Genomic DNA, 12,199 nt, shown 5'->3' on the forward strand with positions numbered 1-12,199 from the left:
GGTGGAGGGTGAGGAGGGTGGCCTCCGGGGGGCAGGCGAAGCGGACGGGGGTGTAGCGGTTGGTGCCGCAGCCCGCGCTGACGTGGAGGTACGACTCGTGCCCGCCGGCCCGGTGGGTGGACAGGCCCTTCACGCGGTCGGTGTCGAGGTCGCAGTTGGTGACCAGGGCGCCGTAGAAGGGGACGCAGAGCTGACCGCCGTGAGTGTGGCCCGCCAGGATCAGGGGGTAGCGGTCTGCGGTGAACGCGTCGAGTACGCGGAGGTACGGAGCGTGCACGACGGCGAGGGAGAGGTCCGCGTCCTCCTCGGGCCCGCCGGCCACCTCGCCGTACCGGTCGCGCTTGATGTGCGGGTCGTCCAGCCCGGTCAGGGCGATCTCCTGGCCGCCGTCCAGCTTGAGGCGGCCTCTGGTGTTGGTCAGGCCGACCCAGCCCGCGGCGTCGAAGGCGTCCCGCAGTTCCTCCCACGGGTTGTGGATGGCCCCGACGGCGGGTGCGTTGCCGTTCAGACCGTGCCGGCCGCTGGCCTTCTCCCGCAGGTATTTCGCGGGGTTGCGCGGCTTCGGTCCGTAGTAGTCGTTCGAGCCGAAGACGTAGGCCCCCGGGTACTCCATCAACGGGCCCAGCGCGTCGAGGACTTCGGGGACGCCCTCGGTGTCGGACAGGTTGTCCCCGGTGTTGATCACGAAGTCGGGCCGCAGGGCCGCCAGCTCGCGCAGCCACCGCTGCTTCTTGCGCTGGCCGCAGACCATGTGGATGTCCGAGACCTGAAGGACGCGCAGCGGGTGCATGCCGGGCGGCAGCACGGGCACGGAGACCCGTCGCAGGCGGAACGAACGGGCTTCGACGCCCGCCGCGTATCCCACGCAGGCCGCGCCGAACGCGGTGAGGCCGACGGCTGTCTTGAGGGGAATCCGGTATCGCGCGCGCATGGCCCCATGGTTGCAGACCCGGGCTCGTACGCGGAGGTCTCACGGATGATCACGCAGGCCGGTGCGGGCCGCTATATGCCGGGCGTCCGGCGCGCGGCGGGTGGCACACTGACCTCATGACCACGCTCAAGTCCCGGCTGCAGGACGACCTGACCGCAGCGATCAAGGAGCGCGACGAGCTGCGCTCCGCCACTCTGCGGATGACCCTTGCCTCGATCACGAAGGAGGAGGTCGCGGGCGCGAGCGCGCGCGAGCTCTCCGACGACGAGGTGCAGAAGGTCATCACCCGCGAGGCGAAGAAGCGGCGCGAGGCGGCGGAGGCGTTCGCGGGCGGCGGCCGGACGGAGCAGGCCGAGCGGGAGCGGGCCGAGGGGGAGGTTCTCGCCGACTACCTGCCCCAGCAGCTCTCCGACGAGGAACTGGAGACGCTTGTCGCCGAGGCCGTGGAGGAGGCCCGGGCCGCCGGTGCCGAGGGGCCCAGGGCGATGGGGGCCGTCATGAAGATCGTCAACCCGAAGGTCGGGGACCGGGCGGAGGGCGGCCGGGTCGCCGCGGCCGTCAAGGAGCACCTCGCGCAGTAGCCGGCCGGCCCGCCTCGCGCGCAGGAGCCCTCGGCGAGCCTTTCGGGGCTTTCGGGGCTTTTTCGGAGCCCTTGAGGAGCCCTTACGGAGCCCTGCCTGGCGTGACGGATGAACGGGTGTGGGGCGCTCTCCAGCGGGAGAGCGCCCCACACCCGTCACCGGGCGGCGTCGGCCGCCCTACGTTCGAGGGCGCCGACGTCGGCGCCCGGCCCGCGGCCCGTCGGGCCGGTTCACGGCCAGCCGCCACCGCCGCCGATGTCCCACTCGCCGCCACCGTTGCCGCCGCCGTTGCCGTTTCCGCCGGGCCAGCCGCCTCCGGGACCGCCTCCGCCGATACCGCCGCCGTTGTCGCCGCCTCCGACGAGGTCCGGCGGCACCGTCACGTCAGGCCAGGGGTTTCCGGGCGGGCCGCCGCCCCCGTCGTCGGCGTCGTCGTCCGGCGGCTGCGGTGTGTTCGCGGGCGGCTCGGGGGGCGGCGACTGGGGCTTCTTGCCGCCTTTGCCGTCCTTGATCGGCACGTGACGGAAGTCGGGCGCGTCCTCACCCTTCAGCGCACCCGTCATCGCGTCGCGCCAGATCGGCCCGGGTACCTCGCCGCCGAACACCTTGGGGTACGTACGGCCACCGATGCTGATGTTGACCATCCTGGTGCGGTGCTCGGGGTCGCCGACCCAGACGGCGCCGGACATGTTCGGTGTGTAGCCGACGAACCAGGCGGCGTACCGCTGGTCGGTGGTGCCCGTCTTGCCGGCGCTGTCCCGGCCGCTGAGTCCGGCCTTCTTGCCGGTGCCGTCCTCGACCACGCCGCGCAGCAGCGTGTTGACCGTGTCGGCGGTCTTGGTCTTCATGGCGCGCTTGCACTCGGTCTTCGGCACGTCCAGTTTCTTGCCCTGCGCGTCGGTGATCGACTCGATGGCGACGGGGGTGCAGTGCACGCCGCGGTTGGCGAAGGTGGCGTAGCCCTCGGCCATCGTCAGCGGCGACATCTCCTGCGTGCCGAGCGAGATCGAGGGGACCTGGTCGATCTTCTTGCCGTCGGCGCGCTCGATACCCATCTTCTTGGCCATGTCGGTCACCGGGCAGATGCCGGTGTCCCCTATCAGCGAGACGAAGTAGGTGTTGACCGACTTCGCGATCGCCTCCTTCATCCGGTACGGGCCGACCTCGCTGGAGTTCTCGTTCTCGACCGGTGCCTTGCCGCGCCACTTGCCCTTGCAGGTGTCGACGGGCGACGGGTACTGCATGCGGTAGGGGGAGGGGTACGACTTGTAGGGGGTGACGCCCTTGTCGAGCGCTGCCGCGGCGATCACGGGTTTGAACGTCGAACCGGGCTGATAGCCGGCTCCGCCGCCCATGTCGTCGTCCACCGAGAGATTTATCTGGGTCTCGTTCTCCTGCGCGTTGAAGCCGTAGGGCCGCGACTGGCCCATGCCCAGGATCTTTCCGGTGCCCGGTTGCACGATGGCCGCCGCGGTCGCGACCTTGTCCGACTGGTTGACGTGGGACCGGATCGAGCTCTGGACGGACTTCTGCGCCTTCGGGTCGAGCGTGGTCTTGATGGTGAGACCGCCGCGGTTCCACCGCTTGGCCCGCTCCTTGCGGGTGTCACCGAACGTCTCGCTGTTGAGGAAGACCCTGCGCACGTAGTCGCAGAAGAAGCCGGCGCCCATGGTGGAGGTGATGCAGCCGTTCTTCGGGCTGCTCACGTCCAGTCCGAGCGGCTTCTCCTGGGCCTTCTTCGCCTGCTCGCGGGTGATGTGGTGGTGCACGGCCATCCGGTCGAGCACCACGTTGCGCCGCTTGAGGGCCTCGTCCTCGTGGACGACGGGGTCGTACCGGGTCGGTGACTGGACGAGGCCCGCGAGCAGGGCCGCCTCGTCCAGGTCCAGCTCCTTGGCCGACTTGGAGAAGTAGCGCTGGGACGCCGCCTCGACGCCGTAGGCCTGCTGCCCGAAGAACGCGATGTTGAGGTAGTTCTCCAGGATCTGCTTCTTGCCCAGCTCCTCCTCGACCTGGATCGCGTACTTCAGCTCGCGGATCTTCCGGCCGATGGTCTGCTGGGTGGCCTGGGCGACCTTGTCGGGGTCGTTGCCCGCCTCCTCCACGAAGACGTTCTTCACGTACTGCTGGGTGAGGGTGGAGGCACCCTGCGAGACCTCGCCGGAGCGTGCGTTGCGGTTCAGCGCCCGCAGCACGCCCTTGAGGTCGACGGCTCCGTGTTTGTAGAAGCGGGCGTCCTCGATGTCGACGATCGCCTTGCGCACGTACGGCGACATGTCGTCGAGGTCCACGACCGTGCGGTCCCTGGAGTAGACCTTGGCGATTTCGCCGCCCTCGTTGTCGAGGATGGTGGTGCGCTGGCTGAGCGGGGGCCGCTTCATGTTCGCCGGCAGCTCGTCGAAGCCCTCGACGGTGCCCTTCGCCGCCAGACCGAGTGTCCCGACGGCGGGCAGCGCGAGCCCGGCCATCACCGTCCCCGCCAGCACACTGACGCCGACGAACTTGGCGATCTGCTGGGGTCGGCTGACTCCGCGGCCCGCGCGCTTCTTAGCCATGAAGAAGAGCCTACGACGCCGCGGCCACGTGGAACCCGCGGGGAAGCGTGGCAAACGCCGGACAGTGCCGCGATCCTCGCCTAGTCTGAGGCCGTCGTCACTCTGGTACGGCCTCCCCTCGTCCGTCCCATGAGCACCCTTCGCCCCCCCCTCGCTGCGGTCCAGCGCTTCGCGGGGTTCGGGATGTGGGGTAGGGGGCGATCCCTCAGGGCGGTGTCGGCGTCTGTCGACGGTGTCGAGTTCTGGCCGATTCCCGGCCCTGCGGGGCTGACCGCGGCCGGTTGCTGCTCGGTTCTCCCTCGCCTCGCCTGCGCCTCTGTCCCCTGCGGCCCCTTCCCGTCACTCCGTTGGGTGATGTGATGCGCACGCATAGTCCGTTCGGGCCATGCAAGATTGGGCCCGAAGGGGGTGTTGCGTCCGGACTTCTCTTCCGTAACGTCCTCAACTGGCAACGGTGAATATGCCGTTCACCGCCGTGGGGGAGCCTCGATTCGGGAGAGGACGGCACCGGCAATGAGCTGGGTTACAGACTGGAGTGCGCAGGCGGCCTGCCGCTCTACGGATCCGGACGAACTGTTCGTGCAGGGGGCCGCGCAGAATCGCGCGAAGGCCGTGTGCACGGGCTGCCCGGTCCGCACGGAATGTCTCGCCGACGCTCTGGACAACCGCGTGGAGTTCGGAGTCTGGGGAGGAATGACCGAGCGCGAGCGGAGAGCGTTGCTTCGCCGCCGCCCCACGGTCACCTCCTGGCGGCGACTACTGGAGACCGCGCGCTCGGAGTACGAGCGCAGCAGCGGCATCATGCTGCCCGTCGAGGTGCAACTCGACGCGGCGGAGAGCGAACCGCGGTACGCCGCTGTGGGCTGACCCCTCGTGGACGCGTGACGCGTGATGCGTGAGGGCTAAGCGGTGGGGTGCGCGTGGACCGGACGGCACGCTTTGCGGCCCCTTCCCGCGGACGACGACGTCCCGCGGACGACGCTGCGCGCCTGCCTGCTGACGGTGCGGAAACGGTTCTGCCGCCGCTGGAACCGGAGAACCGGCCCTGTCGGTACCGGTCCTGCCGGTGCTCCGCGCGGTGCCGTCGCCCTCGCGGGGCAGCGGGCCTCAGGGCGAGTCGGCCGGGCGGTCCGGCGCGGGTGCCCCGTCCGTGCGCTGGTGGGCCAGGCGTTCCCCGATGGCGCGCAGACCGGTCAGGTCGTGGACGTCGCCGGGGAGCGCGGGGACTTCGGCCAGCGCCACGTCCGGGTGGAGCGTGGTGAAGCGGTCGCGGGTGCGCCGCTCGCGTGCCAGCAGGCGCATGCGCTCCGCGTGCAGCCGCAGGAGCCCCGCCGCCAGCTCGACGGCGTCGTCCGTCGCGGGCGTGCCCGCCGTGTCCGCGTCGAACGGGCACGAGCCGGGGCCCGCCGGGGAGTCCGAGGCGGGGGAGCCGTCCTCGGAAGCCACGGCGGCTTCGGAAGCCACGGCGGCTTCGGAAGCCGGGGCAGCTTCGGAAGCCACGGAGACTTCGGGTGTCTCGGGGGCTTCGGGCGCCACGGAGGCTGCACTGCCTCCGCGGTCTGCGGGGTCTTCGGGAGTCACGGGGGCCTGGGGAGCCTCGTACGTCTCCGGGGCTTCCGCGTCGGCCGCCGGAGCGCTCCGCACGACACTCTTCCCTGGGCGGTGATCGACAATGCCGTCGGTTTCAAGATTTTCAGCAGTCAGCGTCTCCGCCGCCGCCAGTGCCCTCTCGGCGCTCAGTCCGGTCGCGGCGCCGCCGTGCATCCGGTTGAGTACGAGCCCGGCCAGTGGCATCCGGTCGGCGGCCAGCCGTTCCACGAAGTACGCGGCCTCGCGCAGCGCGTCCCGTTCGGGTGCCGCGACGACGAGGAAGGCGGTGCCCGGGGCCTGGAGCAGTTGGTAGGTCGCGTCGGCGCGGGCGCGGAAGCCGCCGAACATGGTGTCCATCGCGGCCACGAACGTCTGCACGTCGCGCAGCAGCCCCGCGCCCAGCAGCTTGTCGAGGGCGCCGGTGACCATGGACAGACCGGCCATGGACAGGTTCACGACCTTCATCCCGGCGCGTCCCCCGACTCTGGCGGGGGCCATCAGCATGCGGATGAGCTTGCCGTCGAGGAAGGAGCCGAGCCGCTTGGGGGCGTCGAGGAAGTCCAGGGCGGAGCGGGAGGGCGGGGTGTCGACGACGATCAGGTCCCACTCGTCGCCCGCGCGCAGTTGGCCGAGCTTCTCCATCGCCATGTATTCCTGCGTGCCGGCGAAGCCCGCCGAGAGCGACTGGTAGAAGGGGTTGGCCAGAATCGCCTCGGCGCGGTCGGGGTCGGCGTGCGTCTCGACGACCTCGTCGAACGTCCGCTTCATGTCGAGCATCATCGCGTGGAGTTCGCCGCCCGCCGAGGTGTCGATGCCCGGCACCTCGCGTGGGATGTTGTCCAGTTCGGTGAGGCCCATCGACTGGGCGAGCCGTCGTGCGGGGTCGATGGTCAGCACGACGGTCCTGCGACCGCGCTCGGCGGCGCGGAGCCCCAGCGCGGCGGCCGTGGTGGTCTTGCCGACACCACCGGATCCGCAGCAGACGACGATCCGCGTCGTGGGATCGTCCAGCAGGGGGTCGACGTCCAGCACGTCGGTGCCCGGCGGCGTGCTCATGGAAGCCTCTCCTTGTGGTGGACGGGGTCGGTCTCCCGGAGCCGGGCGGGCTCCGCGGCGCGCGTCGGCGCCGCGGTCCGCCCGGCGTCACGGCTCGCGTCGGCGTCACGGCTCGCGTCGGCGTCGCGGCTCGGGCCAGTGCCACGGCTCGGGCCAGTGCCATGGCTCGCGCCTGAGCTGGCCGCGCTCACGGGCGTCGTCCTGCGCTCACGCGGGTGCTCCCGTGTGCCACTGGTCGTGCAGTTCGGTGGCGAGCCCGTAGAGGCCCGGCAGGTCCACGCCCTCGCTGAGCCGGCCGAGTTCCCGTACGGGCAGGTCCTGCGCGCGCAGCTCGGTGCGCAGGCCCCGTTCGAGGGCGACGCGCTCGGCGTGTTCCCTGCCCAGTTTCAGCAGCGGTGCGACGAGCCGCTCGGCGCGCTCGCCACCTCGCCCGCCGTCTCGCGCGCTGCCTCGCCCATCGCCTCGCCCGCCGTCTCGCGCGCCGCCGAGCCCGGCATGGGAAAAGGCCAGGGAGAGGGCGTCGGCGAGCTCGTCGGTGCGCTGGTGCGGCACCAGAAGCTGTTCCTCGCCGGAGAGGCGGGGGCGCACCATGTTCACCACGACCGAGGTGGCCGGGAGCCCAGCGGCCCGCAGTTCGGCGATGCCGTCGACGGTCTCCTGGACCGGCATCTCCTCCAGCAGCGTCACCAGGTGCACCGCCGTCTGAGGCGACTTGAGGACGCGCATGACGGCCTGGGCCTGGTTGTGGACGGGGCCGACCTTGGCGAGCCCCGCGACCTCCTCGTTGACGCCGAGGAAGCGGGTGATGCGGCCGGTGGGCGGCGCGTCCATGACGACGGCGTCGTAGACGGGACGCTGCCGCTTGTCCCGGCGGCGGACGGCCTCACACGCCTTGCCGGTCAGCAGGACGTCGCGCAGGCCGGGGGCGATCGTCGTCGCGAAGTCGATGGCCCCCAGCCGCTTGAGAGCGCGGCCCGCGCTGCCGAGTTTGTAGAACATCTGGAGGTAGTCGAGGAGGGCCCGCTCGGCGTCGATGGCCAGCGCGTGGACCTCGCCGTCCCCGTGCGAGACGGCGATCTTGCGCTCCTCGTAGGGCAGCGGAGCGGTCTCGAAGAGCTGTGCGATGCCCTGGCGGCCCTCCACCTCGACGAGCAGCGTCCGCTTCCCGCCGCGTGCCAGCGCCAGCGCGAGAGCGGCGGCGACCGTCGTCTTGCCGGTGCCGCCCTTGCCGGTCACTACGTGAAGCCTGCCCACGGCTGGGAGCCTAATTCTTCGCCGTCGGCCCGGCGAGACCCGGCCGGGAACTCGGAAGCCGGCGGGGCCGGGCGGGCGGCCGTTCTCGGCGGCGTGGAGGTGGCCGCACGTTCGTTAGGGTCTCCCCATGACGAAGTGGGAATACGCGACCGTGCCCCTGTTGGTGCACGCGACCAAGCAGATTCTGGACACCTGGGGTGAGGACGGCTGGGAGCTCGTCCAGGTCGTGCCAGGGCCGAACAACCCCGAGCAGCTCGTGGCCTACCTGAAGCGGGAGAAGCAGGCGTGAGTGCGGTCGAGGACAGGATCGCGCAGCTCGGACTGTCCCTGCCCGAGACCGCCACCCCGGCCGGCGTCTACGTGCCGGCCGTCCACACCGGCCGGTACGTGTACACCGCGGGCCAGCTTCCGCTGGTCTCCGGCACGCTGCCGACGACCGGGAAGGTCGGCGCGGAGGTCACGCCGGAAGAGGCGAAGGAGCTGGCGCGTACCGCCGCGCTGAACGCTCTGTCCGCCGTGAAGTCCGTCACCGGGGACCTCGACCGCGTCGCACGTGTCGTCAAGGTCACCGGTTTTGTCGCGTCCGCACCCGACTTCACTGGTCAGCCGGGCGTCATCAACGGCGCCAGCGAGCTGCTCGGCGAAGTGCTGGGCGACAAGGGCGTGCACGCGCGCAGCGCGGTCGGTGTGGCCGTCCTGCCGCTGGACGCCCCCGTCGAGGTCGAGATCCAGGTCGAACTGACCGACTGAGACGCCCGCCGGGCACGTCCGATCCGGACACCGTGGCGGTGCTCGCGGCCCGCCGCCTCTCGAACATCGGAGCGGCGGGCCGTAGCATCCGCCCATGTCGTCCACCTCCTCCACCTCGCCCGCCTCGCCCTTCGGGAGCCGTCGGCCACCCACGGGGACAGGCCGGGAGCCCGCCGGTGCGGGTCAGGAGCCTGCCGGGGCCGGTCAGGAGCACGCCGGGGCCGGTCGGGAGCCTGCCGGTGCGGGTCAGGAGCCCGCCGGCGCGGATCAAGAGCCTGCCGGGGCCGGTCGGGAGCCCGCAGTTGCGGGCCAGAAGCCCGCCGGGACCGGTCAGCAGGGCGCTGGGACAGGCCAGGCGCCCGCTGGGGCAGGCCAGGCGCCCGCTGGGGCAGGCCAGGCGCCCGCTGGGAGAGGCCAGTGGTATCCGCCGGAGTGGCCTGAGCGCATCCGGGCACTGGCCGCCGGCGAGCTCACCCCGGTGGCCCCGCGTGCCGCCGCCACCGTCATGCTGCTGCGGGACACCACGGAGGGTCCCGTCGTCCACATGCTGCGCCGCCGCACCTCCATGGCCTTCGCGGGCGGTGCCTACGCCTACCCCGGCGGCTCCGTCGATCCGCGGGACACCCGCGGGGCCGACACCGCGGGCCCCACCCCCGCGCAGTGGGCGCAGCGGCTGGGCACCGACGAGGCGGCGGCACACGCGATCGTGTGCGCCGCCGTACGGGAGACGTTCGAGGAGTCCGGCGTACTGCTCGCCGGGCCCGACCCGCACACCGTCGTCGCCGACACCACAGGGGACGACTGGGAGGCCGACCGCGCGGCGCTGGTCGCGCACGAGCTGTCCTTCGCCGACTTCCTCGACCGCCGGGGCCTCGTCCTCCGCGGCGACCTGCTGGGCGCGTGGGCCCGCTGGATCACACCCGAGTTCGAGAAGCGGCGCTACGACACGTACTTCTTCGTCGCCGCCCTCCCCGAAGGGCAGCGCACCCGCAACGCCTCCACCGAAGCCGACCGCACCGTCTGGGTACGCCCCCAGGAGGCCGCCGCCGGGTACGACAGGGGCGACCTGCTGATGATGCCGCCGACCATCGCCACCCTGCGCGGACTCGCGCCGTACCCGGCCGTGTCGGACGTCCTGGCCGGCTCCGCCGCGCGCGATCTGACCCCGGTGGTCGCGCGGGCCCGCCTGGAGGGCGGGGAGATCGTGCTCAGCTGGCCGGGACACGACGAGTTCACCAAAAGGATCGATCCCGCATGACCGACGCCGCGGCACTCCCAGGGCAGCCTCGCTCAGGCGCCATCAGCGGCCGGGCGAGCGCCCGCGCGTACTGCGTACTCGCGCCCAACCCCTCGCCCATGACGCTCGACGGCACCAACACCTGGATCGTGGCCGAGCCGGACTCCGACCTGGCCGTCGTCATCGACCCGGGGCCGCTGGACGACACGCACCTGCGGGACGTCGTCGCCACCGTCGAGCGGCAGGGCAGGCGGGTGGCGCTCACGCTGCTCACCCACGGCCACCCGGACCACGCGGAGGGCGCGGCGCGCTTCGCCGCGCTGACGGGCACGTCCGTACGCGCCCTCGACCCGGCGCTCCGGCTGGGAGAGGAGGGGCTGGCCGGCGGAGACGTCGTCACGACGGGAGGCCTCGAACTGCGTGTCGTGCCCACCCCCGGACACACCGCCGACTCGCTCTCCTTCCACCTGCCCGCCGACGCCGCAGTGCTCACAGGGGACACGGTGCTGGGGCGCGGCACCACCGTCGTCGCCCACCCGGACGGCAGGCTCGGGGACTATCTCGACTCCCTGCGCGCCCTGCGCTCCCTGACGGTCGACGACGGTGTCAGCCACGTCCTCCCCGGGCACGGCCCCGTGCTCGCCGACGCGCAGGGTGCCATCGACTACTACCTGGCCCACCGTGCCAAACGGCTCGCCCAGGTGGAGACCGCCGTCGAGGAGGGGCACCGCACCGCGTCCGAGGTCGTGGCCCACGTCTACGCGGACGTCGACAGGTCCCTGTGGCCCGCGGCGCAGCTGTCCGTACGGGCACAGCTCGACTATCTCGCGGAGCACGGGCTGGTGTGAGCGCGTGAGCGCATGGCTGCGTGACCGCGTGGTTGCGTGACCGCGTGAACGTGTGAGCAGGTGGCTGTGTGACCGTGTGAGCAGGTGACCGCCTGACCGCCTGACTGTGTGAGCACGTGTAAGGGGCGTCCTCCCTAGAGAACGCCCCTTACACGACGGTGAGGCGGGTCAGCGCGAGCGCTTGGCCAGCCGCTCGATGTCCAGCAGGATCACGGCACGGGCCTCCAGCCGCAGCCAACCGCGCCCCGCGAAGTCGGCCAGAGCCTTGTTGACCGTCTCGCGGGAGGCGCCCACCAGCTGCGCCAGCTCCTCCTGCGTGAGGTCGTGCACGACGTGAATGCCTTCCTCGGACTGCACCCCGAACCGCCGCGACAGGTCGAGCAGCTGCTTGGCCACGCGCCCCGGCACATCGGAGAAGACCAGGTCGGACATGGAGTCATTGGTGCGCCGCAGCCGCCGGGCGATCGCCCGCAGCAGAGCCGAGGCCACCTCGGGGCGGGCGTTGAGCCAGGGCTGCAGGTCGCCGTGGCCCAGGCCCAGCAGCTTGACCTCGGTCAACGCCGAAGCCGTCGCCGTACGCGGACCCGGGTCGAACAGGGACAGCTCACCGATCAGCTCGCCCGGGCCCAGGACCGCGAGCATGTTCTCCCGGCCGTCGGGCGAGGTGCGGTGCAGCTTCACCTTGCCCTCGGTCACCACGTAGAGGCGGTCACCCGGGTCACCCTCGTGGAAGAGGGCCTCACCGCGAGCCAGCGTCGTCTCCGTCATGGAGGCGCGCAGCTCAGCGGCCTGCTCCTCATCGAGCGCCGCGAAGAGCGGGGCGCGCCGCAGAACGTCGTCCACGAGTTCTCTCCTTGTCGACCTGCCCATGGGGTCCGTGGATCCCATGATGCCGGACGGTGAAACCATGCGATCAGTCACAGCAATCAGTCCCAAGTTTGACGCACTCATGCCGTGGGCCCCAACGCGGGGCGCGCTAGGGCCGCGGATCGGCTGCGTGAGCCACGAATGTCGGTGGGCGCCCTTACGCTGGCCGAGTGTCCCCCGGCCACGGAGTGAAGCGACGGGCGGGGGCCTGGACGGGTGACGGTGACGGAGGATTCCGCTGTGAGCGAACACGAGTCCCCCAAGGGGACGACGGGCCGGACGACGACGGGCAAGAAGGCAGCGTCCGAGAAGGCCGCCCCGAAGAAGGCGTCCCCCGAGAAGGCGGCTGCCAAGCGGGCCGCCACCAGAACGGCCCCCGCGACGTCCACCGGCGCCACCGGCACGAAGAAGACGGCAGCGGGGAAGAAGGCTGCCGCGACGAAGGGGACCGCGGCGAAGACGGCCGCGACGAAGACGGCCGCTGCCTCGAAGAAGGGGGCGGCGGGGAAGAAGACGGCCGCAGCAAAGAC

General features: G+C 71.7%; 11 protein-coding genes and 1 pseudogene. 7 read left to right on the forward strand and 5 right to left on the reverse strand.

All coding sequences use genetic code 11. The features are described 5' to 3' along the window. Positions 1-931 (reverse strand): metallophosphoesterase (locus AB8Z75_RS21805; protein WP_369204539.1); only part of this gene is annotated, 931 nt, incomplete at its 3' end. Between the two features lie 116 nt (positions 932-1,047). Here AB8Z75_RS21805 and AB8Z75_RS21810 point away from each other — a divergent pair. Continuing rightward, a complete protein-coding gene (locus AB8Z75_RS21810; RefSeq protein ID WP_369204541.1) occupies positions 1,048-1,512 on the forward strand; it encodes a GatB/YqeY domain-containing protein in 465 nt (154 codons plus the stop codon). Between the two features lie 230 nt (positions 1,513-1,742). Here AB8Z75_RS21810 and AB8Z75_RS21815 read toward each other — a convergent pair whose 3' ends face one another. After that, complete coding sequence (locus AB8Z75_RS21815; protein WP_369204543.1) at positions 1,743-4,067, reverse strand: transglycosylase domain-containing protein; 2,325 nt, start codon at positions 4,065-4,067, stop codon at positions 1,743-1,745. Between the two features lie 513 nt (positions 4,068-4,580). Between AB8Z75_RS21815 and AB8Z75_RS21820 the strand changes: the two genes are divergently transcribed. After that, positions 4,581-4,934, forward strand: coding sequence for a WhiB family transcriptional regulator (locus tag AB8Z75_RS21820; RefSeq protein ID WP_369204545.1), 354 nt, complete (start codon positions 4,581-4,583; stop codon positions 4,932-4,934). A 240-nt stretch (positions 4,935-5,174) separates the two neighbouring features. Here the strand turns inward: AB8Z75_RS21820 and AB8Z75_RS21825 are convergent, their stop codons facing one another. Together AB8Z75_RS21825 and AB8Z75_RS21830 are read right to left on the reverse strand one after the other, a co-directional pair. Further along, on the reverse strand, positions 5,175-6,713 hold the full coding sequence (locus tag AB8Z75_RS21825) for an ArsA family ATPase (RefSeq protein WP_369204547.1): 1,539 nt from the start codon (positions 6,711-6,713) through the stop codon (positions 5,175-5,177). A gap of 207 nt (positions 6,714-6,920) precedes the next feature. Further along, positions 6,921-7,967: an ArsA-related P-loop ATPase gene (locus tag AB8Z75_RS21830; protein ID WP_369204549.1), complete on the reverse strand. Its 1,047-nt coding sequence runs from the start codon at positions 7,965-7,967 to the stop codon at positions 6,921-6,923. A gap of 127 nt (positions 7,968-8,094) precedes the next feature. Here AB8Z75_RS21830 and AB8Z75_RS21835 point away from each other — a divergent pair, with 127 nt between their 5' ends. The 4 genes from AB8Z75_RS21835 (at position 8,095) to AB8Z75_RS21850 (ending at position 10,802) form a co-directional block, all read left to right on the forward strand. Beyond that, positions 8,095-8,256, forward strand: coding sequence for a DUF4177 domain-containing protein (locus tag AB8Z75_RS21835; RefSeq protein WP_003975360.1), 162 nt, complete (start codon positions 8,095-8,097; stop codon positions 8,254-8,256). Further along, positions 8,253-8,717: a RidA family protein gene (locus tag AB8Z75_RS21840; protein ID WP_369204551.1), complete on the forward strand. Its 465-nt coding sequence runs from the start codon at positions 8,253-8,255 to the stop codon at positions 8,715-8,717. The genes AB8Z75_RS21835 and AB8Z75_RS21840 overlap by 4 nt, the downstream gene beginning before the upstream one ends. 478 nt (positions 8,718-9,195) lie before the next feature. Then, complete coding sequence (locus AB8Z75_RS21845) at positions 9,196-9,975, forward strand: NUDIX hydrolase (RefSeq protein ID WP_369204553.1); 780 nt, start codon at positions 9,196-9,198, stop codon at positions 9,973-9,975. Continuing rightward, on the forward strand, positions 9,972-10,802 hold the full coding sequence (locus AB8Z75_RS21850; RefSeq protein ID WP_369204555.1) for an MBL fold metallo-hydrolase: 831 nt from the start codon (positions 9,972-9,974) through the stop codon (positions 10,800-10,802). The genes AB8Z75_RS21845 and AB8Z75_RS21850 overlap by 4 nt, the downstream gene beginning before the upstream one ends. 168 nt (positions 10,803-10,970) lie before the next feature. Here the strand turns inward: AB8Z75_RS21850 and AB8Z75_RS21855 are convergent, their stop codons facing one another. Continuing rightward, a complete protein-coding gene (locus AB8Z75_RS21855) occupies positions 10,971-11,645 on the reverse strand; it encodes a Crp/Fnr family transcriptional regulator (RefSeq protein WP_016473040.1) in 675 nt (224 codons plus the stop codon). 264 nt (positions 11,646-11,909) lie between these two features. Here AB8Z75_RS21855 and AB8Z75_RS21860 point away from each other — a divergent pair. Then, a pseudogene (locus AB8Z75_RS21860) lies at positions 11,910-12,199 on the forward strand (hypothetical protein); the annotation flags it as partial.

Origin of the sequence: Streptomyces sp. PU-14G, assembly GCF_041028275.1 — a bacterium.
In the GTDB taxonomy this organism is placed as follows: domain Bacteria; phylum Actinomycetota; class Actinomycetes; order Streptomycetales; family Streptomycetaceae; genus Streptomyces.